This window comes from Cardiobacterium hominis, from assembly GCF_900637305.1.
GTDB lineage: Bacteria > Pseudomonadota > Gammaproteobacteria > Cardiobacteriales > Cardiobacteriaceae > Cardiobacterium > Cardiobacterium hominis.
Window position 1 is genome coordinate 1278582 of record NZ_LR134365.1, and the last position, 21606, is coordinate 1300187.

A 21606-nucleotide genomic window follows, 5' to 3' on the forward strand; every position below is an offset into this window, starting at 1 on the left:
TAGGTTGGGTTAGCGCGTAACCCAACATCCCCATTTACATACACCATAGCGACTAACCTGTATGTAAATCACATTCCCTACTCCCCCATGAACCTCCCCTTCCTCCCCTACAACCTCTCCCGCCGCCCCGACCGCAAACACGTCCAGCTCCTCGTCGCCCCCGACGCGCGCACCGGCGAATACTGGTACGAAAACCTCAAATACTGGCTGGCCGACCCGGCCTCGCTCTACTGGTTCAGCGACTGGGAAACGCTGCCGTATGACCAATACACCCCGCATCCCGACCTCGTCGCCGAACGCCTGCGCGTCTTGGCCGAACTGCCGACGCGCACGCACGGCATCGTCATCGCGAGCGCCGCTGCCCTGCGCCAGCGCCTCTGCCCGCAAACCCACCTCGACAAATACGGCATCCACCTTGCCGTTGGCGACCGCCTGGCGCGCGACGGCCTCATCCAGCGCCTCAATGACGCGGGCTACCAGCGCAGCGCGCACCACATCAGCGGCAAAGGCGAATACGCCGCGCGCGGCAACATCGTCGATCTCTACCCGATGAACGCCGCCGACCCCATCCGCCTCGAATGGTTCGACGACCAAATCGACAGCATCCGCACCTTCGCCGTCGCCGACCAGCGCACCCTGGAAAAACTAAGCAGCATCAGCATACTGCCGCGCAGCGAACTCGACCTCTCCGACGCCGGCCGCACCTGCTACCGCCAAAACGCCCGCCTGCACTACGGCGAAAAAATCGTGGACAGCCCGCTGTACCGGCAAATCAGCGACGGACAAACCCCGCAAGGCCTCGAATACTACCTGCCGCTCTTCTACGACGACACCGCGACGCTTTTCGACTACCTGCCGCCAAACAGCCTGCACCTCGCCTGCGACGACCTGCCCGCGCTGCTGGAGCAACACGCCAACTGGTGCGAACAGCGCTACCGCCGCACCAACCCCTTGCGCGAAAACCGCCTCCTGCCGCCCGATGCCCTTTGGCTGCCACCCGCCGACACCCTCGCCCGCCTCGCCGCCATTCCCGCCGCCCCCTATCAAGAACACGCCACTGCTATCGCCTTCAACGGCGACGCCCGCGTCCGTGAACAACAATGGCAGACGCAGATTGACCAGGGCGGCGACCTCACCCTGCACTTTCCCAGCGAAGGCAGCCGCGAACAATGGCAGGAGCGCCTCGGCGCGCGCGGCCTCGCCCTGCATTACACCGTCTCGCCCAACCGCCACAGCTTCCGCGACGGCGATGCCGTCCACCTTGCCGAAGCCGACCTGCACACCACGCCCGTCGCCCCCAACTACCGCCAGAACCGCAGCCGCGACCCCGCCGCCCTCATCCGCAGCCTGCAAGACCTCTCCCCCGGCACCGCCGTCGTCCACGCCGACTTTGGCGTCGGCCGCTACCTCGGCCTCGAAAAACTCGAAGACGACGGCGACGAACTCATTGCCATCGCCTACGCCAAAGGCGCCAAACTCTACGTCCCCACCGCCGACATCGACCTCATCACCCGCTACGGCGGCAGCGACCCGGACAGCGCGCCGCTGCACGAACTGGGCGGCAAAAGCTGGCAAAGCGCGCGGCGCAAAATCCGCGCCAGCCTGCACGACACCGCCGCCGAACTGCTTGCCCTCTACGCCAAACGCGAAGCCACCGCTGGCATCACCATCGCGCACGACCCCGCCGCCCAAGCCGCGCTTGCCGCCGAATTCCCCTTCGCCACCACCCCCGACCAACAAACCGCCATCGACGCCGTCCTCGCCGACCTTGCCCGCCCGCAACCGATGGACCGCATCATCTGCGGCGACGTTGGCTTCGGCAAAACCGAAGTGGCGGTGCGCGCCATCCACGCCGCCGCGAGCGCCGGATACCAAGTCGCCCTCATCGCGCCGACGACCCTCTTGGCAGAGCAGCACTACCACAACCTGCAAGACCGCTTCGCCAACCACCCGCTCACCATCGACAGCCTGAGCCGCTTCAAAAGCGCGGCGGACGCCAAACGCGCCATCGAGCGCTTAAAAGCAGGCGGCACCGACCTCATCATCGGCACGCACCGCCTGCTACAAAAAGACATCCAATTCAAAAACCTCGGCCTGGTCATCATCGACGAAGAACAGCGCTTCGGCGTGCGCCACAAAGAAAAACTCAAAAGCCTCAGAAGCGACACCAACCTCCTCACCCTGACCGCCACCCCCATCCCGCGCACCCTGAACCTCGCCTTGAGCGGCCTGCGCGACATCAGCATCATCGCCACCCCGCCCGCCGGACGACAAAACATCCAGACCATCCTTGCCGAATGGGACATGGAAACCATCCGCGACGCCTGCGAACGCGAACACCGCCGTGGCGGCCAGACCTACATCCTGCACAACGACATCGACAGCATCGAGCGCATCGCCCGCCTGCTACAAGACGCCCTGCCGGAACAACGCATCGCCATCGGCCACGGACAAATGCGCGAGCGCGAACTCGAACACCTGATGCAAAACTTCCAGAACCGCCACTACGACATCCTCATCGCCACCACCATCATCGAAAGCGGCATCGACATCCCCAACGCCAACACCATCATCATCAACCGCGCCGACAAACTCGGCCTGTCGCAATTGCACCAACTGCGCGGGCGGGTTGGCCGCAGCCACCACCAGGCATATGCCTACCTCATCACCCCCAACTGGAACACCCTCGGCAAAGACGCGCAGCGGCGCCTCGAAGCCTTCACCACCCTGGACAGCCTCGGCGCGGGCTTCCTGCTGGCGAGCCAAGACCTCGAAATCCGCGGCGCGGGCGAAATCCTTGGCGACGAACAAAGCGGACAAATCCAGCAAATCGGCATCAGCTACTACCTCGACCTGCTGGAGCGCAGCATCGCCGCGCTGAAAAACGGCGAAACCGCCGACTTTGACGCGCCGCGCAGCGCCATCGAACTGGGCGTGCCGGCGCTTTTGCCCGACGACTACATTTACGACCCGCAAGAGCGTCTCGTCCTCTACCAGCGCCTGGCGCAAACAAAAACCGAAGACGAACTGCAAGACCTCTCCGCCGAACTCATCGACCGCTTCGGCAAACTGCCCGCCGCCGCGAAAGCCCTCATCGCCCGCACCCGCCTCAAACAACAGGCGGAAAAACTGGCCGTTGAACACATCAGCATGAACGAACATGAAACCCGCATCCGCTTTGCCGACCCGACGCGCATCAACCCCGAACCGCTGCTAAAACGCATCCAGAGCGAGCCGCACCGCTACCGCCTAAACAGCAACACCGCCGTTACCCTCAGCCACCCGGACGCGCCCGACCTCGAACACCGCCTTGCCGAAGTCGAACAGCTATTGGCGGAAATCGCGCCGAAACCAAACAAACCTTGACAGCAGGCGGAGAGCCGCTATCATGCGCGGCCTGTGCCCGGATGGCGAAATTGGTAGACGCAAGGGACTTAAAATCCCTCGGTAGCAATACCATGCCGGTTCGACCCCGGCTCCGGGCACCACGAATCAAAAATAACCCCTTCCTTGCGAAGGGGTTTATTGTTTTTGGAGTCCGCTATATAAGGCACTTTTTCGTCCGTACCGCAGGCGGTCAGGCAGTCAGGCAAGCATAAACCGCCATGCCCCAAAGAATGGCGATGAAAGTAAGGCAGGTATATTGCGCGGCGGAGCCCGCGTCTTTGGCGCGTTTGGCGAGCGGATGGATTTCGAGCGAAGTGTGATCGACCGCTGCTTCCAGCGCGGTGTTCAGCAGCTCAACCACGAGCGAGAGGCCGGAGGCGAAGACCAGGAGCATCTTGTGGGTGAAAGGGAAGGGCAGGAAGATGAGCAGGAGGAGGAGCGCGCCGTGCAGGCAGAGCAGCTCGCGGAAGCCCGCTTCTTCGACGGCGGCTTTGATGCCGTCAATGGAATAGCCGATGGCTTTGAGGATGCGGCGGACACCGCTTTTGCGACCTTTATATTGTTCGGAATTGGGCGTGGGAGCTTCGGACATGGGTGTCGTTTTCGGGCGATGGGCAAAGAAAAACCCGCGGGTAGCGGGTTTGGGCGTCAGCGGTGTGATCAGGCGGCTGCCTTGATTTTGGCGCTGAGGCGGCTTTTCAGGCGCGCGGCTTTGTTCTTGTGAATGAGGCCTTTGCGCGCGGCGCGGTCAAGCGCGGAAGATGCGCTGACGTAAACGGCCTGCAGGGCGCTTTTGTCGCCGCTTTCCAGGGTGCGCAGGACTTTTTTGACGGCGGTGCGCATGGTTGAGCGCTGGCTGGCGTTACGGGCGCGGGCTTTTTCGGCCTGTTTGACGCGTTTTTTTGCTTGAGCTGTATTAGCCAATGTGGTTCTCCTGAAGGATTCGGTTAATTTTGAGGGCGCGGATAATGCCTGTTTTTGGCTTTGTTGTCAATGTTTTTCATGGGTTAGCGGGCGTCGGCGGCGGGCGGTTGTATTCGCTCCGGCTTGCTTTCATAATGCCGCCTTTCTTGTTTTTCAGAGGGTTTTTGATGTTATCGCAACAGGCTTTTCTGGCCGCGCAGAAGGTGATTCCCGGCGGTGTCAATTCGCCGGTGCGCGCTTTTCGTGGGGTCGGCGGCACGCCGCGTTTTATTGCCCGCGCGGAAGGCGCTTTTATTTTTGATGTGGATGGCCGCCGTTATATTGATTATGTCGGCTCATTTGGCCCAGCGATTGTCGGCCACGCGCATCCGGGGATTGTCCACGCGGTGCAGCAGGCGGCGGAGAACGGCCTGAGTTTTGGCGCGCCGACGACTGCGGAGACGCAACTGGCAGAAGCCATCGTCGCCCGCGTGCCCGCGGTGGAGATGGTGCGCATGTGCAATTCGGGGACGGAAGCGACGATGAGCGCGATTCGTCTTGCCCGCGCCTTTACCGGACGCAGTGATTTTTTGAAGTTTGCTGGCTGTTACCACGGCCACAGCGATGGCTTGCTGGTCGCCGCCGGTTCGGGCGCGCTGACCATCGGCGTGCCGGATTCGCCCGGCGTACCTGCCGCTTATGCACAACACACGCTGACCGCGCCGTATAACGACATTGCCGCGCTGGAGCAGGCCTTTGCCGAATATGGCGAGCAACTGGCGGCGGTGATTGTCGAGCCGGTGGCGGGCAATATGAGCTGTGTGCCGCCTGATCCGGCGTTTTTGCGCGCGCTGCGCCATTTGTGCAACAAGTACGGCACGGTGCTGATTTTCGATGAGGTAATGACCGGTTTTCGCGTCGCGCGCGGCGGGGCGCAGGAGTTCTACGGCATCGAGGCCGACCTCGTTACCCTCGGCAAGATTATTGGCGGCGGCATGCCGGTCGGCGCTTTTGGCGGACGGCGCGACATCATGGAATTGCTCGCCCCGCTCGGCGGCGTGTATCAGGCGGGGACACTTTCCGGCAATCCGGTATCCATGGCGGCGGGGCTGGTGAGCCTGCGCCTGACGGATGAGCCGGTGTTCTACAAAAACCTGACGGAAATCACCACCGCGCTTGCCGATGGCTTGCTCGACCGCGCCAAGGCGCACCGCATCCCGCTGGTCATCAACCACGTCTGCGGCATGCTCGGCCTCTTTTTCACCCAAGAAGCGCGCATCAACAATCTGGATGCGGTCAAGCGTTGCGACGGCGAGCGCTTCGCCCGCTTCTTCCATCTGATGCTGGACGAAGGCGTGTACCTCGCGCCGTCGCCGTTTGAAGCCATTTTCACCGGCAGCCAGCACAACGCCGCCGTCCTTGACGACACGCTGCGCGCCGCCGACCGCGTTTTCGCCCGCCTGAAAGCAGAGGAGCACTGATGGACATCGGCAACATCCGCCACGACTTTGACGCCCACCCGCCGCTGGAACGCGAAGACCTGCTGGACGACCCCATCGCGCAATTCGAGCGCTGGTTTAGCGACGCACTTGCCGCGAAAATCGCCGAGCCGAACGGCTTTGTCATCTCCACCGTCGCCGCTGACGGCCAGCCCTCGCAGCGTGCGGTACTGCTCAAATACTTCGACCGCGACGGCTTCGTCTTCTACACCAACTACGACAGCCGCAAGGCGCAAGAAATCGCGGGCAACCGCAAAGTCTCGATGCACTTCCCCTGGTTCGCGTTGCAGCGGCAAGTCAAAATCGAAGGCGAGACCGAAAAAGTCTCGCGCGAACAAACCCTCAAATACTTCCTCTCGCGTCCCAAAGGCAGCCAGCTTGGCGCCTGGAGCTCAACGCAAAGCAAAGTCATCAGCTCGCGCCAATTGCTGATGCAACAATGGGAGCGGATGAAAGCCAAATTCGCCGACGGCGCCATCCCGCTGCCCGACTTCTGGGGCGGCTACCGCATCCGTCCGCAGGCGATCGAATTCTGGCAGGGGCAGCCAAACCGCCTGCACGACCGCTTCCTCTACCGCCGCAGCGGCGACGGCTGGATCATCGAACGACTCGCACCATGACCATCACCCCCGAAGACCTGCAAGCGCTCATCCGCGACTACAGCATCGAAATCACCCCGAAAGCAGCGCAAAAAATCGGCGACTTCCGCCCGTGGCTGACCGAAGGCACCCAGGTTTACGTCCCGAACCTGCGCGGCACAAAAATCAGCGACTGCATCGACACCTGCGAGCTGCTGCAAAACCAGCACATGTGCGCCGTGCCGCACATCGTCCTGCGTAACTACCGCAGCGAAGACGAACTGCGGCAAACACTCGACCGCGTACAGGCGCTCGGCATCGACCGCATCCTGCTGTTGGCAGGCGCCGCCTCACAACCGCTCGGTCCTTACGACAGCGTGATGAGCATGCTCAAAACCGGACTGCTACAACACTACCGCTTCGCCCACATCGGCTTTGCCGGCCACCCCGAAGGCGCGGCGGACATCCCCCGCGCCGACCAGGAAGCGGCAGAAGCACAAAAACAAGGCTACGCGCTCACCTACCCCGGCGACTACGCCTTCATCACCCAATTCTGCTTCCAAATGCCGCCGATAGCCGCCTGGCTGGAACACCTGCAGGCGCGGCAAATCACCCTGCCGGTACACATCGGCATCCCCGGCGTCGCCAGCCTCCAATCCCTCTTGCGCCACGCACAAGCCTGCGGCATCGGCTCCTCCATGAGCTTCCTGTGGAAAAACGCGCGCAACGTGCGCAAACTGATGAGCCTCAGCACCCCGGACAAACTGCTCTGCGACCTCGCCGCTCACCGCCGCGACCACCCAGACAGCGCGCTGCGCCAACTGCATTTCTACCCGCTCGGCGGCTTCGAAACCACCATCAACTGGCTGCGCGCCATCGAAGCTGGTCGCATCACCCTCACTGCCGAAGGATTCACCACCCATGAATAAACCGCTCGCCCTTGTCGCTGCCTTTCTTGCCGCCTGCACCACCCAAGCCACCTTCCTCGAAGGCGTACCGGCGCTTGCCGCCGGTGACGACACCTTCTGGGTGTACTACTGCGACAGTGGCGCCGAACTGCAAATGAACTACGCCAACATGGGCGGCGAATACAGCGTCACCCCCAAACTCAAAGACGGCAAGCGCGTCCTGCCGCGGCGCAGCGACTACGACTTCAGCGACGGCGAATACCGCTGGACGAGCGACGACGGCGGCCGCTACTTCCGCCTCAGCCACGGCGAGCAAACCGTGTACGGCCAATGCAGCGGCCGTCGCCAACTGGACAAAAACGCCGTTTACCTGCGCTAGGTCAGCAGGCGCGTCTGGCCAACAAGAGAAAGGGCAGGGGGCTTTCCGATGACCTCAACGCCAACCATCACCGGAGCCATATGAGCGACCCGGACGACGTATTATTCAATGCCATCAACGAAGCCTTGACGCGAGGCTGCTGCTATTACTGCGGCGACAAAGCTGAAGGGCGCATTGAAGGTTCGTGTCAGGGGGCGTACTGCTCCCGCTGCGGTATTTTCCTCGTTGCTACCTCCTACTATTTCCTGCCGATTCGCGAAGACCGCACCTGCTACCACATCCAGCTGCGTCACGCAGACGCGCGCAATCCGCGACACATCCGTACCCTTGCCCGCCTCACCCACCGCAACTATCTGCAAACCCGCGACCTCATTGATGAAAGCTGGCCGCTGATCGCGCAAGCCTTCGCCCTGGAAATCCTTGACGCCAAAAAAGCGTTGGATGCTGCTGGTATCGCCTACACCATTACCCCTCCTTATCCTTACGACGATGACGGCGAAAAAAGGGGCGACAGCCCATGACGCTCACCCTGCCGCGCCGCTTCCTGCCCTTTCTGTTCGCGCTCGCCGTCAGCATCGCGCTGGCGTTGTCTGCCTGCCAGCTTCTGCGGGAAAACCCGCACAGCTTCGGCGCTGCCTTCACCGCGCTGTTCGCCATCGTGTTAGCACTTGTCGCCTTGTGGTGGGCGTTGCGGCAGGCGCGTTACATGTTGCGTCCGGAAAGCCTGCATCTTGACCGCCACGGCCTGCACATCCGCCATCATGCCGTCGCGTGGCACACCCTGCACCTGCGCCCGGCGGATATTCTGGAACTCAGGCACGACGGCGCGACCCTTACCTTCAACTGGCGCGACAGCGAAACGACCCATCACGCCACCCTGCGCCTGCAGCGTGCATGCTACAGCGACGTCAGCGGCAAAACGCGCCGCGGCCAGGCAGCGGTGGCTCTGCTCGTCGCCCGCCTCGGTCAGCAACTGCCGTCGCCTACGGCTCCCGCCCGCCCCTCGCAGCCGTTCCACTACCAATGGCAATTCGCGCGTAACAACAGCGATAGCGACGACATCGGCTGTATGCTCATCGTCTTCGCTTTTCCGCTGCTGGCGGTCTGCGCCTGGCTCGCCGTGTTCCTTAACTCCACCTTGCAGCGAGCGAACGTCCCCGGCAGCATGCTGATTACCACCACCGTTACCCTGCTTGGCCTCTGCGGCATCATGCTCGGCCTGAATAACCTCTGGCTGCGCCACGACAGCCGTCCTGCGCCAACCCTGCTTCTTGACCGCGACGGTGTCCATTACCAAAACGGCCGCAAAACCCTGCGCATTCCCTGGGCGAACATCAGCCTCGTGGAAACCAGACAAAACGCGCAGGAAGACGGCAGCTGGCGCTGCGCCGTGTATCTCTACTGGCAAGCGCACGCCAAAGCCGCCGCTCTTTGCCATTACAGCATCGACACCAGCCGCCCGACCGAACCCCAGGGCGACTGCCGCGACCTGACGCGGCAAATCGCGCAACTCATCCGCGCCTACAGCCCCAACCTTGGCAAAGCGCGCGACTGAATCGCCGCTTTTCGCTATCTCTATCACCGCCAAAATCTCATATTTGTACCGCTTGGTTATCCAACCGCCGTGAGTTGCTAATTGTTGGCTGCTATATATTGGTGTTTATCTTATTTTTATTCTTTATTTTCAATATATAACCAACAATTCAAACGGCTTAATCAGAAAGGATTGTTGTTTTTCATAGGTATTAAGCAACAAAATTCCACATAAAAACAAGTAAAAAAGCTAAAATTCACAACCGTATTCTTGCGATTCCACGCATCGTCAGTAAAATCCGTGTTGCGCAGCGCCGTTACGCGCTGTGGGTTTTTCTTCTGTCTATATGAGGTGTGTTTATGAATGCGATAACGCATGGGGCCGAGTGGTTTATCGGCCTGTTTCAAAAGGGCGGCGAGGTGTTCGTCGGCATGGTGACGGGGATTTTGCCGTTGCTGATTGCCTTGCTGGTGGTGATGAATGCGGTGATTGCCTTTGTCGGTCAGCAGCGCATCGAGCGGCTGGCGCAGAAGTGTGCGGGTAATCCGGTATCCCGTTATTTGATTTTGCCGGTCATCGGCACGTTCGTGTTTTGTAATCCGATGACCCTCAGTTTGGGGCGCTTCATGCCGGAGTGCTACAAACCCAGTTATTACGCCGCCGCGTCGTATAGCTGTCACTCGATGAACGGTATGTTCCCGCACATCAATCCGGGCGAGTTGTTCGTTTATCTCGGTATCGCCAACGGCCTGAAAACGCTGGGGCTGGATTTGGCACCGCTTGCCGTCTGCTATTTGCTGGTCGGCATGGTGACCAATTTCTTCCGGGGCTGGGTGAATGACTGGACAACGGCGCTGTTCGAGAAGCGCATGGGCATCCGTCTTGACCGCACCGTTAATTTGGGTAATTCCAACTAAAGGGGGGCGTCATGAGCAAGGCTATTCGTATTGTTAAAGGTAATGGCGGCTGGGGCGGCCCGTTGCTGCTGAATGTCGAGGAAGGCAAGAAGATTCTTTATATGACCGCCGGTACCCGTCCGGACATTGTTGACCGCCTGGTTGAGCTGACCGGTTGGGAAGCGGTGGACGGTTTCAAGGAAGGCGAACCGCCAGCGGAGGAAATCGGCGTCGCGATTATCGACTGCGGCGGTACGCTGCGCTGCGGCCTCTATCCGAAGCGGCGCATTCCGACCATCAATATTCACGCCACCGGCAAATCCGGGCCGCTGGCGGAGTTCATCGTTGAAGATATTTATGTCTCCGCCGTGCGTCCGCATGACATCAATCTCGCCGATGGTGAAGCGCCTGCCGCGACGCCTGCACCCGCTGCGCAAGCGGCCAACGCACCTCGCGATTACGACACCTCGCGCAAAATTAGCGAACAGTCCGACGGCCTCTTGGCGCGTATCGGCATCGGCATGGGGTCGGTTATCGCCGTTTTCTTCCAGGCGGGACGCGACACCATCGATACGGTGCTGAAAACCATCCTGCCTTTTATGGCCTTTGTTTCGGCGCTGATCGGTATCATCATCGCTTCCGGCCTCGGTGACTGGATTGCGCACGGCCTCGAACCGCTGGCGAAAAGCCCCATCGGCCTGATTGCGCTGTCGCTGATTTGTTCCTTCCCCTTCCTCTCGCCCTTCCTTGGCCCAGGCGCGGTGATTGCGCAAGTCATCGGCGTACTGGTCGGCACGATGATTGGTCAAGGCGTAGTGCCGCCGCATCTGGCGTTGCCCGCGTTGTTTGCCATCAACGCGCAAGCTGCCTGCGACTTCATTCCGGTCGGTCTCTCTCTCGCCGAAGCCAAGCAGGATACGGTGCGGGTCGGCGTGCCTTCGGTACTGCTCGGCCGCTTCCTGACCGGCGCGCCGACGGTACTCATCGCCTGGTTCGTCTCCGGCTTCATCTATCAGGGGTGAGCCATGTCCGTGATTTATCAATCGCAATTTACCCGTGCCGGTTCGCTGGCACGGGAGGGCTTCGGCGACGGCATGTTCATCACCTTCGCCGAAAACGAGGCGACGGATGACATGGCCGATTACTGCTTTCTCCACACGCACGGCCAGCTGACGCAAGACTTCACCTTGGGCGACCTGTTCGTCATCGCGGGCAAACGCTTCCCGCTGACTGCCATCGGTAGCAACGCGCTCGATAACTTCCGCGCGCTTGGCCACATCACCGTGTATTTCGACGGCGCAGAAACCGCCAAACTGCCCGGCACCGTGCACCTGCTCGGCAATTTACCCGCAGACGCCTTGCAAGACGGCAGCAGCTTCGCCATCGAAACCCATTAAATAGAGGATTCCATCATGACCACACAAACAGCCATCGTCATCGGTGGCGGACAAACCCTGGGCGCGTTTCTCTGCAAAGGCCTGGCGGATGCGGGCTACCGCGTCGCCGTTGCCGACTTGAACGGCACGAACGCCGAAGCGGTCGCCGAAGAAATCAACGCCACCCGTGGTGTCGGACGCGCCGCCGGATTCGCAGTGGATGCTACTGACGAAACCGCAGTTGATGCGCTCGCCCAAGCGGTCGATACCACCTTTGGCCGCAGCGACCTTTTGCTGTACAGCGCCGGCGTCGCCAAAGCCTCACCCATCTGGGATTTCCCGCTCAAAGACTTCCAGCGCTCACTGGATGTCAACCTCACCGGCTACTTCCTCTGCGCCCGCGCCTTTGCCCGCCTGATGCGGCGCGACGGCATCCGCGGCCGCATCATTGAAATCAACTCCAAATCCGGCAAAGTCGGCAGCAAATACAACGCCGGCTACAGCGCCGCCAAATTCGGCGCGGTCGGCCTGACCCAGTCGCTCGCGCTGGACTTGGCCGACAGCGGCATCACCGTGAACGCGCTGATGCTGGGCAACCTGTTGAAATCGCCGATGTTCCAGTCGCTCATCCCCGAATACGCGAAAAAACTCGGCATTCCGGAAGATCAGGTCGAGCAGACCTACATCGACAAAGTCCCGCTGAAACGCGGCTGCGACTATCAGGACGTGCTGAACGTGCTGCTCTTCTACGCCAGCGACAAAGCCTCTTATTGCACGGGGCAGTCGATCAACATCACCGGCGGACAAGTGATGTTCTGAGCCAAAATCTACCGGGCGGGGCGATGTGTCCCGCCCGAAAACCATCAAAAGAACACAGGAGATAATCATGGCCGACCCCAAAACCGACAAACAGACCGAAGCCGAAGCCCACGTTGACACACTGGTGCGTCGCGGACTGAAAGCGCTGGAACAATTCCGCGAGCTCAATCAGGAACAAGTGGACTACATCGTCGCGAAAGCTTCGGTGGCGGCGCTGGATCAGCACGGTGTCCTCGCCAAACACGCATTGGATGAAACGAAGCGCGGCGTCTTTGAAGACAAGGCAACGAAAAACCTCTTTGCCTGTGAGCACGTTTTCAACAAGATGCGCCACACCAAAACCGTTGGCGTCATCAGCGAAGACGAAGTGAGCGGTTTGACCCTGATTGCCGAACCGGTCGGCGTCATCTGCGGCATCACCCCCACCACCAATCCGACCTCCACCGCCATCTTCAAATCGCTGATTGCCCTGAAAACGCGCAACCCTATCGTCTTCGCCTTCCACCCCTCCGCTCAGGAAAGCTCGGCGCACGCCGCACAAGTCGTTTACGACGCCGCCGTCGCCGCCGGTGCACCCGAACACTGCATCCAGTGGATTACCCTGCCTTCGATAGAAGCAACCAATGCCCTGATGAAGCACGACGGCATTGCCACTATCCTCGCCACCGGCGGTAACGCCATGGTGCGCGCCGCCTATTCCTGCGGCAAACCGGCGCTCGGCGTTGGCGCGGGCAACGTTCCCGCCTACGTCGAAAAAACGGCTGACCTGCGCCAGGCCGCACACGACATCGTAATGAGTAAATCCTTCGATAACGGCATGGTCTGCGCCTCCGAACAGGCGGTGATCATCGACAAAGAAATCTACGATGACTTCGTGAAAGAGCTGAAAAGCTACCACGTCCATTTCATCAACAAAAAAGAAAAAGCGCTCCTGGAAGAACACTGCTTCGGCGTGAAAGCGCACAGCAAAGACTGCGCGCAGGGCAAACTCAACGCCGATATCGTTGGCCGCCCGGCAGCGTGGATTGCCGAACAGGCCGGCTTCAGTGTGCCGCCCGGTACCAGCATCCTCGCCGCCGAAGTCAGTGAAATCGGCGAAAAAGAACCGCTGACCCGCGAAAAACTCTCGCCCATCATCGCCGTCGCCAAAGCGGACAGCACGCAGGACGGCATTGACAAGGCGCGGCAAATGGTCGAATTCCACGGTCTCGGCCACTCCGCCGCCATCCACACCAAAGACGCGGCGCTTGCCAAAGAATTCGGGCGGCAAATCCGCGCCATCCGCATCATCTGGAACTCACCCTCCACCTTCGGCGGCATTGGCGACATGTACAACGCCTTCCTGCCGTCGCTCACCCTCGGCTGCGGTTCCTGCGGGCGCAACTCGGTCGGCGACAACGTCAGCGCCGTCAACCTGCTGAACATCAAAAAAGTCGGCCGCCGGAGAAACAATATGCAATGGTTCAAAGTCCCTCCCAAAATCTACTTCGAACGCGATGCGGTGCAATACCTGCAAACGATGAAAGATGTGTCCAAAGCCATGATCGTCACCGACAAAACCATGGTCGAACACGGCTTCCTGCAACGCATCATCGAACAACTGCAACTGCGCAGTAACCACGTCACCTACACCGTCTTTTCCGACGTCGAGCCTGATCCGGACATCACCACCGTCACCCGTGGCGCGGAAATCATGAAAACCTTTGCGCCGGACACCATCATCGCCCTTGGCGGCGGCTCGGTCATGGACGCGGCGAAAGTCATGTGGATGTTTTACGAACAGCCGCAAATAGATTTCCGCGATCTCGTGCAGAAATTCATGGATATCCGCAAGCGCGCCTTCAAATTCCCCGAACTGGGCGAAAAAGCGAAATACGTCGGCATCCCGACCACTTCCGGCACCGGCTCGGAAGTCACGCCGTTTGCCGTTATTTCCGACAAACAGCACAACCGCAAATACCCACTTGCCGACTACTCGCTCACACCGACGGTCGCTATCGTTGACCCCGCCTTCGTCATGACCGTGCCGCCGCACGTCGTCGCCGATACCGGCATGGATGTCCTCACCCACGCGGTTGAGGCCTACGTTTCCACCCTCGCCAACGATTACACCGACGGCCTCGCGCTGCAGGCCATCAAAATCGTCTTCCAGTACCTGGAAAGCTCGGTGAAAAACGCCGATTTTGAATCGCGGGAAAAAATGCACAATGCCTCCACCATGGCAGGCATGGCCTTTGCCAACGCCTTCCTCGGCATTTCGCACTCCATGGCGCACAAAATCGGCGGCTATTTCCACACCATGCATGGCCGCACCAACGCCATCCTGCTGCCCTACGTCATCCGCTACAACGGCACGCGCCCGGCGAAAACCGCGACCTGGCCGAAGTACAACTACTACCACGCCGACGAAAAATATCAGGACATCGCGCGTCTGCTCGGCCTGCCGGCGGCAACGCCGGAAGAAGCGGTCAGCGCCTTCGCTCAGGCGGTGTATGAGCTTGGTGAGCGCGTCGGCATCAAGATGAGTTTCCGTGACCAGGGCATCGACGAAAAAACCTGGATGGCGGCGGCGGAAGAAATCGCCTATCTCGCCTACGAGGACCAATGCTCACCGGCCAACCCGCGCCTGGCGATGGTCAGCGACATGAAAGAAATTCTCGAAGACGCCTACTACGGCTACAAAACCCGACCGGGACGGATTAAATAATCATCCTGCGATCGCAAAAAACCGTCCCTGGAGGCGGTTTTTTTGTGCGGGAGCGGAAAACAGGGCGTATAGGACAAAATGGAGGCTAGTCGCCCCTATTGTCCGAAAATAATCCTTTATAAACCTGATCTTATTCTCCCTTTTCATCCCGTGATGACACCCCAATTTGCGCTTTAAGTCGGCAAAGCGTCCATCCAGCAGATTGGTGGTGTTGCACATGCCCAACTCAGGATGGCCTCGAAGGTAAACAGGTAGTCCAGGTTCCGTTTCAGGCTCAAATACGCGCTTCTCAGCGTCTTGTGCGTGTAGTGCGAATTGCCGGTTTCCTCGTTGACCGTTCGTTCGTTGAGGAAGCACTCACGCTGCCCAAACCACGCCTGCAGCGCGCCTTGAAACGCCTCCTTATGCGCTCCTTTCAGGGTGAGCGTCAGCCGCCACAGCGCCTTACCTACGCCCGTTTTCGGGTTACGTGTCAGATAACGGCTGACAGTTTTGACTTGGTGAAACTGGCATAGCTGCGCGGGAATCTCCGGGAACAGCTGCAACAATCCTTTCCGCCCGTCACAAACGATGCTCTGTATTACAACGCCTTTTTCCCGAAGCTCGTTCAGCGCCGCGGCATACAGGGCGTTGGTTTCGTATTTGACTTCATCGACGGACAGAGCCTGTTGGCTGATGCTGTCCATCAGCACCATCACGCCGAAACTGCGCCCGAAGTATGTGGTACCCATGATGATGTTGGCTTTTTCGGGCAGCGGGTAGCGCTCCCTGATTTGCACACTGCGAAGGCGGCGATAGATGGTTTTGCTGCCGCATCCGTACTGCTTGGCAAGCTGCGCGGCCGTTTGTTTGCCTGCGCTATAAGCTGTCCAAAGCTCGTCGTTTTGAAGGCGCTTGCCGCCGTCAAAACGTTTGCCGCAAGCCTTGCATTTATATCGTTGCTTGCCATTTTGCCAGCCATCTTTTTTGATCTGCTTTGAGCCGCAGAAAAAGCATTTTTTGTGTTCAAAGCCTTTGACCCCGCTTAAAGCCTTGCAGCATAAGGCTTACAGCGATTCTTGGCTCCTTTTTTGTCCTATACGCCGTGCTGCCTGGCTCTTGGGCTTCCTGGTCAGGTGGCGCACGATGATTTTGATTGGATGAAATTGGCACATCTGCACGGGGATGTCCGGAAAAGAGCCTAGCAAGCTGCTTTTGCTGTCACAGATAATGCTTTGCATCCCCTCTTTTTCTCGCAACGCCGCGACCTCCTGCGTGTAGAGCGTGTTGGTTTCCCGCTCAACTACCACGACCATCAAGGCGCGCTTGCTGCGAGCGTCGTAGAGGATCATGACGCCCCACTGGTTGCCGAAATAAGTGGTGTCCATGATGAGGTTCACGGGTGTCTGTGGCAGCGCGCATTCAGCCTGTGTAGCGGCTTTGATGAGGTGGCGACGAATCGTTTTGATGCTGCATCCGTACTGCGCGGCAAGCTATGCGGTGCTTTGCTTGCCTTCGCTGTAGCACTCCCAAAGGGCGTTGGGTTTAAGAACGTGTTCATAGTCTTCGTAGCAGGACTCCCAAGAAAGCCAAAGCTACCATTTGCAGACTGGTACTCAACTTACGCTCGCAGTTTTTCCAAAGCCGCCTGTTCTTTTCCAACCAGGAAAAGCTGCGCTCTACTACCCATCGCTTCGGCAATACCGCAAAACGGTGCAATTCGTTTCGCTTGGCAATCTTCACCTCCGCACCCATCAACTTCCTGTACCGACGAAGCAAATGCCTTGCCCGTGTAACCACCGTCAGCAAGGATTTTTTGTACCGCACCAAGATTATCCCGCCCACGTTCCAAGGCTAGCAGGCAGCCTTTTCTATCCGTAACATCCGCCGTCGTTACCACAAGGGCATGCGGCAAACCCTGCGTGTCAACCGCTATATGTCGCTTGATACCGCTAACCTTCTTGCCCGCATCGTAGCCTTTTTCCATGGCGGTATCCGTGTTCTTCACGCTCTGCGCATCAATAATCAGGAAAGTGGTTGCTTCATGGCGCCCCTGCTTGCTGCGCTCCGCAACTACCTGATTTTTTTAATGCTTCCTCAAGGATACTGATGCCACTCTCGCGTGGCTCAGTCCATCTCTGGAAGTAGGAATGCACGGTGCGCCATTTGGGGAAATCGCCCGGCAAAGCGCGCCAGGAGCAGCCGGTACGTTGCAGATAGAGAATGGCACAAAAAACATCGTACAAGTCCACCTGGCGTGGCGCTGTGCGTTTACGGGCACTTTCCAGCAGGGGAAGGAGAGGCGCAAATTGCTCGCGACTGATATCGCTTGGGTAGGTTTTTCTGTTCATGCCGATAGTTTACAGCAGAGGCTGAGACAATGAACACGTTCTTAGAGTTATAGGGGTGCCTTGGCGCACCATTGATAAGAAACAAATATTTCCTCGACGGTGCGCCGAGGCGCACCCTATGCACGCTCATTTTACTGCTCCTTTTAAAAGTTAAATTCTACCGAATAAACAGGGTACTTTTCATTGCGTGCCTCACCACCACCTCTACAAGTGAGTGCTTCTTTTAATATGGATAGCATTTCGTTGTAATCCATATTTTTACCAATCCAAAAAGACAGGATTTTATCCCAGCGATAGATCATCTTGCATTTACCATCAGGAGTATCAACTTGCTCGCTTTCTCCAGGCATAACCAAAAACTCGGCAATATCATGTGATTCTGCCCTTAAAAACCTTATAAATAGACGTTCAGAATAATCCCCATCAATCTTTTTTTTAGTGCTTGGTTGCATCCAAACAACAATACTACGTTCTTCGTCAATCATCCAGGATGATATTTCCTTTATGCCAGTCAATATTCCATTTTCTTCTTCAATTTGTTTGCGGAGTTTTTCATCCACTTCTTCACATTTAAAAGCCATCACACTCTCCCGTCAGTTCTTCATCACCATCTTGCTCATCGGTACCGCGCATTCCATGACGATGGTTGCCGCGAGATGCGATGCGCCAAGGTCGCCCTACGCACGCTCATTTTACTGCTCCTTTTAAAAGTTAAATTCTACTGAAAAATCAGGACACTTTTCATTGCGCGCACCATCTCTACAAGTGAGCGCTTCTTTTAATATGGATAGCATTTCGTTGTAATCCATATTTTTACCAATCCTACTTTTACCAATCCAAAAAGACAGGATTTTATCCCAGCGATAGATCATCTTGCATTTACTATCAGGAGTATCAACTCGCTCGCTTTCTCCAGGCATAACCGTAAACCGAGCAATATCATTTGATTTTGTTTTTAAAAACTTTATCCATAGGTCTTCAGAAAAATCCCCATCAATCTTTTTTAAAGTGTTTGGTTGCATCCAAACAACAATACTACGTTCTTCGTCAATCATCCAGGATGATATTTCCTTTATGCCAGTCAATATTCCATTTTCTTCTTCAATTTGTTTGCGGAGTTTTTCATCCACTTCTTCACATTTAAAAGCCATCACACTCTCCCGTCAGTTCTTCATCACCATCTTGCTCATCGGCACCGCACATTCCATGACAATCGTCGCTGCAAGATGCGGCGCGAGGACGTCTTTGCCCTGTGCCATCAGCTCCTGTATCGCCAGTCCGCAGGCGAGCGGCCAGTCCGCTGCGGGTACTTCCAGCGCTTGCAGAAGGCTGGCGACGAAGGGTTGCCAGAGCAGCTCCAAGCTTTCTTGCGGGGTAAAGCGGATTTCGTCGTGTCCCGGCGGCAGGCGCGGTTTGCCGAATTCCGGCGTGCCGACGCTTTGGCTGACGTGCGCAATAATGGCCTCAAGGTCGGGCAATTCGTGGTCGCCGAGGTGCTCTGCCTGTCCGGCAAGCAATGCCCAGAGCGAGAGCGGCGCTTCTGCCAGTGGCTGGTTGATGGCATCGCCAAAGAGGTATTGTTTGCCGTCTGCGCCATCAATCACCATCACGGTATGGCTGCTGTCGCCGTGTGCCAGCGCGTACACCGCGCTTTGCTGGCAGGCGTAGCCCGCAAGCGCGCCGAGCATGGCAAAGGCGCTTTCGACGTGTACGCCGCTGTCGTCCTTGAGGAGGGCAAGTAGTTTGTCGAGGATGATGCGGCTGGCGATTTGTGCCGCAATATGCGGGTTTTCTTTTTCCTGCGCCTGAATCTGGCGGCGCAGGGCGACAAGGGCGGGGCTGTTTTCTTCTTTCATCGGTTTTCTCCTTCAACAGGTTAGCGGGCGATGCGGAATGCGGCTGATCGCCGTGGCGGTTGCCGCATAAAAAACACCCCCCACGGACGCGCTTGTCTGTGAGGGGATGTGTTTTGCGTGTTGGTGGTGTCCGTGGATTGTCATGGCTGTCTTCCTTGATGGGTTTACCTGCTGGTGAAATTAACGATTTTTTCAGGGATAAGCAAGGTTCAATGGAGCGTGTTAATCCATCGGAGAGATGCGCCTTGCCGTACCGGCCGCGCTCGGCATCGCTGAACTGCGGCAACGGGTTACAATACCCCTGTTTCCATTATTCAAATGCCGTCATGAATACTACGACTGCCTTGCTCACTCTCGCCATTGCCGCTTGGCTCGCGCAAATCGTCCTCGGCTATTGGCAAATCAGCCGTTTTAACCGCGCCTACACCGCGCTGGCCCGCGACAGCGCCTATCTTGGCGTGGGCCGCTCCAATGGGCGCTTTACGCCGAAAGTCCTCATCATTCTCGCGCTCGATAGTGAACAGCGTGTGCGCGACAGCATTCTCATGCAGGGGCTGACCATCTTCGCCGCGCCACAAAAACTGACGCAGTTGCATGGCATGAAATTCAGCGACATTGACCCCGCCGCCGTCTTCCCGCGTCAACCGCGCCACCAGCAGGCTCTTGCCAGCGCGCTCACCCGCAAGGATTAAAAAGGATTGAACATGGCCAAACCTATCGACACCGAGCGGCGGCAAAAAATCGTGCAGTACGTCATGAGCCACGGCAAGGCGCGCGTGGCCGAGCTTGCCGAAGCCTTCAATGTCTCCGGCGAAACCATCCGCAAAGACTTGAACGAGCTGCACAACCGCAACATTCTGCACAAAGGCCACGGCATCGTTCTGCCCGCCAGCGCCTATTTGGAAAACGTCTATGCGCGCAAAGCCGCGCGTCATCAGGAGGAAAAAAGCCGCATTGCCGCGCTGGCGGAAAGTTTGATTCCGTCCGAAGGTGTCATTTATCTGGACGCGAGCAGTACCGTCGCCCGCCTGGCGAGCCTCCTTGCCCGCCATCGCGACCTCACCATCATCACCAATTCCATGAGCAGCGCGCAGGCACTCGCCGGCAGCGACAATCAGGTTATGGTTACTGGCGGCGAACTGCGCCACAAAAGCTACGGTTACATCGGCCAATGGGCGGAACGCGCCGTGCGCCAAGTGCGCTTTGATATCGCCTTCTTCGGCTGCGACGGTTTCCATGGGCAAGGCCCCGCCATCCGCGCCTACCCCGAACTCGCGGTAAAAGAATGCGCGCTGGCGCAGGCGGACAAACGCATCCTGCTTGCCGACAGCAGCAAACTGGAAGCCGAAGGCCTGTATTGCTTTGCTACTTTCCGCGATATCGACCTGCTCATCTGCGACCGCGCCCCGACGGCGCATGAGCAAACCCGCTTCCCGCCGGGGTTTACCATCATCACGCCGGAATCTTGAGCGCTGTTCAAAGCCCGCCGCCCCACTTCACAGGGGCGTTTTTTTCGCCTGCCGCGCAGCTTGATCTCTATATTAGATTATGCTAAATTAGAAACACCAAGAAACAAGGAAACATAATGGATGCACAACACGATAACGACTTTTACCGCGAAGGCGCGGCGAAAGCGGCGCAATGGCTGCGTGCGCTTGCCAACGAGCACCGCCTGCTGGTTTTGTGCCTGCTGCTGGAGGCGGACGAGATGAGCGTCGGCGAATTGCAGGCGCGGATTGCGCTCAGCCAGTCGGCGCTGTCGCAGCATCTGGCGCGGATGCGCGAAGAAGGGCTGATAGCCTTCCGCCGCGAGGCGCAGACCCTCTATTACCGCATCGAACACCCAGAAGTGGCGCGGCTGATGGCCACGCTGAAAACCCTCTTTTGCCCGGACAAGCCGCCAGAGGAAACCGCATGAACACCATTACTCCCGCCGTGGCACAAGACCTGCTCGCCAACGGCGCGACGCTGGTCGATATCCGCAGCGCCGACGAATACGCGCGCGAACACATTGCCGGCGCGCAGCGGCTGGACGTCGCCGCGCTGCAAGCGGAACAGTTCACCGCGCCGGTCATCTTTCATTGTCGTCTGGGACAGCGTACCCGGCAGCAAGCCGCACGACTGCGCGCCAGCGTGCGCGCCGACGTGGCGGCGTATCTGCTTGACGGCGGCATAGAAGCGTGGAAACAGGCGGGGTTGCCGGTCGTTCGCGACCGCAGCCAACCGCTGGAACTGCAAAGACAAGTACACATCGCGGCAGGTTCGCTCATCATCCTGGGCGCCCTGCTCGGTGCGACGGTCTCGCCCTGGTTTTACGGGCTGTGCGCCCTGGTCGGCGCCGGGCTGGTATTTGCCGGGGTGAGCGGCTTCTGCGGCATGGCCGTGCTATTGGCAAAAATGCCGTGGAATCAGAAGGCATCGCGCTGATGCCAGC

23 protein-coding genes, 1 tRNA gene and 1 pseudogene are annotated in these 21606 nt (G+C 58.6%); 17 read left to right on the forward strand and 8 right to left on the reverse strand.

Annotated features, from left to right (window positions below):
- The first annotated feature begins 87 nt into the window (after nucleotides 1-87).
- Together mfd and EL199_RS06275 are read left to right on the forward strand one after the other, a co-directional pair.
- Nucleotides 88-3366, forward strand: a complete 3279-nt coding sequence (gene mfd / locus EL199_RS06270; protein ID WP_126316030.1) for a transcription-repair coupling factor — start codon at nucleotides 88-90, stop codon at nucleotides 3364-3366.
- A gap of 35 nt (nucleotides 3367-3401) precedes the next feature.
- Nucleotides 3402-3488: transfer RNA gene (locus tag EL199_RS06275), tRNA-Leu, on the forward strand.
- An 89-nt stretch (nucleotides 3489-3577) separates the two neighbouring features.
- Here the strand turns inward: EL199_RS06275 and EL199_RS06280 are convergent.
- Together EL199_RS06280 and rpsT are read right to left on the reverse strand one after the other, a co-directional pair.
- On the reverse strand, nucleotides 3578-3979 hold the full coding sequence (locus EL199_RS06280) for a diacylglycerol kinase (RefSeq protein WP_004139817.1): 402 nt from the start codon (nucleotides 3977-3979) through the stop codon (nucleotides 3578-3580).
- 68 nt (nucleotides 3980-4047) lie between these two features.
- Nucleotides 4048-4311: a 30S ribosomal protein S20 gene (gene rpsT, locus EL199_RS06285; RefSeq protein ID WP_040354539.1), complete on the reverse strand. Its 264-nt coding sequence runs from the start codon at nucleotides 4309-4311 to the stop codon at nucleotides 4048-4050.
- 164 nt (nucleotides 4312-4475) lie between these two features.
- Here rpsT and hemL point away from each other — a divergent pair, with 164 nt between their 5' ends.
- The 11 genes from hemL (at nucleotide 4476) to adhE (ending at nucleotide 14986) form a co-directional block, all read left to right on the forward strand.
- A complete protein-coding gene (gene hemL, locus EL199_RS06290) occupies nucleotides 4476-5771 on the forward strand; it encodes a glutamate-1-semialdehyde 2,1-aminomutase (RefSeq protein WP_040354820.1) in 1296 nt (431 codons plus the stop codon).
- Nucleotides 5771-6409, forward strand: coding sequence for a pyridoxamine 5'-phosphate oxidase (pdxH, locus tag EL199_RS06295; RefSeq protein WP_004139829.1), 639 nt, complete (start codon nucleotides 5771-5773; stop codon nucleotides 6407-6409). The genes hemL and pdxH overlap by 1 nt, the downstream gene beginning before the upstream one ends.
- A complete protein-coding gene (locus EL199_RS06300; RefSeq protein WP_004139830.1) occupies nucleotides 6406-7296 on the forward strand; it encodes a methylenetetrahydrofolate reductase in 891 nt (296 codons plus the stop codon). The genes pdxH and EL199_RS06300 overlap by 4 nt, the downstream gene beginning before the upstream one ends.
- Nucleotides 7289-7654: a hypothetical protein gene (locus EL199_RS06305; protein ID WP_004139831.1), complete on the forward strand. Its 366-nt coding sequence runs from the start codon at nucleotides 7289-7291 to the stop codon at nucleotides 7652-7654. Before EL199_RS06300 ends, EL199_RS06305 begins: the two co-directional genes overlap by 8 nt.
- 80 nt (nucleotides 7655-7734) lie before the next feature.
- Nucleotides 7735-8175 carry a hypothetical protein gene (locus EL199_RS06310; protein WP_004139832.1) on the forward strand — a complete coding sequence of 147 codons (441 nt, stop codon included), beginning with the start codon at nucleotides 7735-7737 and terminating at the stop codon, nucleotides 8173-8175.
- The gene (locus EL199_RS06315; RefSeq protein WP_004139833.1) at nucleotides 8172-9209 is read left to right on the forward strand and encodes a hypothetical protein; all 1038 of its coding nucleotides are present in this window, start codon (nucleotides 8172-8174) and stop codon (nucleotides 9207-9209) included. Before EL199_RS06310 ends, EL199_RS06315 begins: the two co-directional genes overlap by 4 nt.
- Nucleotides 9210-9547: 338 nt before the next feature.
- The gene (srlA, locus tag EL199_RS06320) at nucleotides 9548-10105 is read left to right on the forward strand and encodes a PTS glucitol/sorbitol transporter subunit IIC (protein WP_004139837.1); all 558 of its coding nucleotides are present in this window, start codon (nucleotides 9548-9550) and stop codon (nucleotides 10103-10105) included.
- 11 nt (nucleotides 10106-10116) lie between these two features.
- Entirely contained in the window at nucleotides 10117-11106 is a 990-nt protein-coding gene (gene srlE / locus EL199_RS06325) for a PTS glucitol/sorbitol transporter subunit IIB (protein WP_004139839.1), read from the forward strand.
- 3 nt (nucleotides 11107-11109) lie between these two features.
- On the forward strand, nucleotides 11110-11481 hold the full coding sequence (locus tag EL199_RS06330; RefSeq protein WP_004139841.1) for a PTS glucitol/sorbitol transporter subunit IIA: 372 nt from the start codon (nucleotides 11110-11112) through the stop codon (nucleotides 11479-11481).
- 15 nt (nucleotides 11482-11496) lie between these two features.
- Entirely contained in the window at nucleotides 11497-12279 is a 783-nt protein-coding gene (srlD, locus tag EL199_RS06335; RefSeq protein WP_004139843.1) for a sorbitol-6-phosphate dehydrogenase, read from the forward strand.
- A 67-nt stretch (nucleotides 12280-12346) separates the two neighbouring features.
- Nucleotides 12347-14986: a bifunctional acetaldehyde-CoA/alcohol dehydrogenase gene (gene adhE, locus EL199_RS06340; RefSeq protein ID WP_004139844.1), complete on the forward strand. Its 2640-nt coding sequence runs from the start codon at nucleotides 12347-12349 to the stop codon at nucleotides 14984-14986.
- Nucleotides 14987-15159: 173 nt separating this feature from the next.
- Here adhE and EL199_RS13290 read toward each other — a convergent pair whose 3' ends face one another.
- The 6 genes and pseudogenes from EL199_RS13290 to EL199_RS06375 all read right to left on the reverse strand — a co-directional run bounded on the left by EL199_RS13290 (nucleotide 15160) and on the right by EL199_RS06375 (nucleotide 19172).
- Nucleotides 15160-15957, reverse strand: coding sequence for an IS256 family transposase, variant Zn-binding type (locus EL199_RS13290; protein ID WP_449240229.1), 798 nt, complete (start codon nucleotides 15955-15957; stop codon nucleotides 15160-15162).
- Between the two features lie 75 nt (nucleotides 15958-16032).
- Nucleotides 16033-16365, reverse strand: a complete 333-nt coding sequence (locus tag EL199_RS06355; RefSeq protein ID WP_197719346.1) for a hypothetical protein — start codon at nucleotides 16363-16365, stop codon at nucleotides 16033-16035.
- A 157-nt stretch (nucleotides 16366-16522) separates the two neighbouring features.
- A pseudogene (locus EL199_RS06360) lies at nucleotides 16523-17316 on the reverse strand (IS5 family transposase).
- 143 nt (nucleotides 17317-17459) lie between these two features.
- Complete coding sequence (locus EL199_RS06365; RefSeq protein ID WP_126316033.1) at nucleotides 17460-17897, reverse strand: hypothetical protein; 438 nt, start codon at nucleotides 17895-17897, stop codon at nucleotides 17460-17462.
- A gap of 123 nt (nucleotides 17898-18020) precedes the next feature.
- Nucleotides 18021-18467: a hypothetical protein gene (locus EL199_RS06370; protein ID WP_126316034.1), complete on the reverse strand. Its 447-nt coding sequence runs from the start codon at nucleotides 18465-18467 to the stop codon at nucleotides 18021-18023.
- A 12-nt stretch (nucleotides 18468-18479) separates the two neighbouring features.
- Nucleotides 18480-19172 (reverse strand): hypothetical protein, encoded by a 693-nt coding sequence (locus tag EL199_RS06375; RefSeq protein WP_126316035.1) that lies wholly within the window; start codon nucleotides 19170-19172, stop codon nucleotides 18480-18482.
- A gap of 326 nt (nucleotides 19173-19498) precedes the next feature.
- Between EL199_RS06375 and gutM the strand changes: the two genes are divergently transcribed.
- The 4 genes from gutM (at nucleotide 19499) to EL199_RS06395 (ending at nucleotide 21599) form a co-directional block, all read left to right on the forward strand.
- Complete coding sequence (gene gutM, locus EL199_RS06380) at nucleotides 19499-19864, forward strand: transcriptional regulator GutM (protein ID WP_004139852.1); 366 nt, start codon at nucleotides 19499-19501, stop codon at nucleotides 19862-19864.
- A 12-nt stretch (nucleotides 19865-19876) separates the two neighbouring features.
- Entirely contained in the window at nucleotides 19877-20641 is a 765-nt protein-coding gene (locus EL199_RS06385) for a DeoR/GlpR family DNA-binding transcription regulator (RefSeq protein WP_004139853.1), read from the forward strand.
- A 116-nt stretch (nucleotides 20642-20757) separates the two neighbouring features.
- On the forward strand, nucleotides 20758-21090 hold the full coding sequence (locus EL199_RS06390) for an ArsR/SmtB family transcription factor (protein ID WP_004139854.1): 333 nt from the start codon (nucleotides 20758-20760) through the stop codon (nucleotides 21088-21090).
- Nucleotides 21087-21599 carry a rhodanese family protein gene (locus tag EL199_RS06395; RefSeq protein WP_004139855.1) on the forward strand — a complete coding sequence of 171 codons (513 nt, stop codon included), beginning with the start codon at nucleotides 21087-21089 and terminating at the stop codon, nucleotides 21597-21599. The genes EL199_RS06390 and EL199_RS06395 overlap by 4 nt, the downstream gene beginning before the upstream one ends.
- Nucleotides 21600-21606 lie beyond the last annotated feature (7 nt).

Excerpts from the sequence above, each read along its gene's own strand:
- srlA (WP_004139837.1), top strand. The coding sequence starts at position 9,548 with ATGAATGCGATAACGCATGGGGCCGAGTGGTTTATCGGCCTGTTTCAA.
- EL199_RS06390 (WP_004139854.1), top strand. The coding sequence starts at position 20,758 with ATGGATGCACAACACGATAACGACTTTTACCGCGAAGGCGCGGCGAAA.
- adhE (WP_004139844.1), top strand. The coding sequence starts at position 12,347 with ATGGCCGACCCCAAAACCGACAAACAGACCGAAGCCGAAGCCCACGTT.
- EL199_RS06330 (WP_004139841.1), top strand. The coding sequence starts at position 11,110 with ATGTCCGTGATTTATCAATCGCAATTTACCCGTGCCGGTTCGCTGGCA.
- EL199_RS06365 (WP_126316033.1), bottom strand. The coding sequence starts at position 17,897 with ATGGCTTTTAAATGTGAAGAAGTGGATGAAAAACTCCGCAAACAAATT.
- EL199_RS06315 (WP_004139833.1), top strand. The coding sequence starts at position 8,172 with ATGACGCTCACCCTGCCGCGCCGCTTCCTGCCCTTTCTGTTCGCGCTC.
- EL199_RS06385 (WP_004139853.1), top strand. The coding sequence starts at position 19,877 with ATGGCCAAACCTATCGACACCGAGCGGCGGCAAAAAATCGTGCAGTAC.
- EL199_RS06310 (WP_004139832.1), top strand. The coding sequence starts at position 7,735 with ATGAGCGACCCGGACGACGTATTATTCAATGCCATCAACGAAGCCTTG.
- EL199_RS06305 (WP_004139831.1), top strand. The coding sequence starts at position 7,289 with ATGAATAAACCGCTCGCCCTTGTCGCTGCCTTTCTTGCCGCCTGCACC.
- gutM (WP_004139852.1), top strand. The coding sequence starts at position 19,499 with ATGAATACTACGACTGCCTTGCTCACTCTCGCCATTGCCGCTTGGCTC.
- EL199_RS06375 (WP_126316035.1), bottom strand. The coding sequence starts at position 19,172 with ATGAAAGAAGAAAACAGCCCCGCCCTTGTCGCCCTGCGCCGCCAGATT.
- srlE (WP_004139839.1), top strand. The coding sequence starts at position 10,117 with ATGAGCAAGGCTATTCGTATTGTTAAAGGTAATGGCGGCTGGGGCGGC.
- EL199_RS06280 (WP_004139817.1), bottom strand. The coding sequence starts at position 3,979 with ATGTCCGAAGCTCCCACGCCCAATTCCGAACAATATAAAGGTCGCAAA.
- EL199_RS06395 (WP_004139855.1), top strand. The coding sequence starts at position 21,087 with ATGAACACCATTACTCCCGCCGTGGCACAAGACCTGCTCGCCAACGGC.
- srlD (WP_004139843.1), top strand. The coding sequence starts at position 11,497 with ATGACCACACAAACAGCCATCGTCATCGGTGGCGGACAAACCCTGGGC.
- EL199_RS06300 (WP_004139830.1), top strand. The coding sequence starts at position 6,406 with ATGACCATCACCCCCGAAGACCTGCAAGCGCTCATCCGCGACTACAGC.
- pdxH (WP_004139829.1), top strand. The coding sequence starts at position 5,771 with ATGGACATCGGCAACATCCGCCACGACTTTGACGCCCACCCGCCGCTG.
- mfd (WP_126316030.1), top strand. The coding sequence starts at position 88 with ATGAACCTCCCCTTCCTCCCCTACAACCTCTCCCGCCGCCCCGACCGC.
- EL199_RS06370 (WP_126316034.1), bottom strand. The coding sequence starts at position 18,467 with ATGGCTTTTAAATGTGAAGAAGTGGATGAAAAACTCCGCAAACAAATT.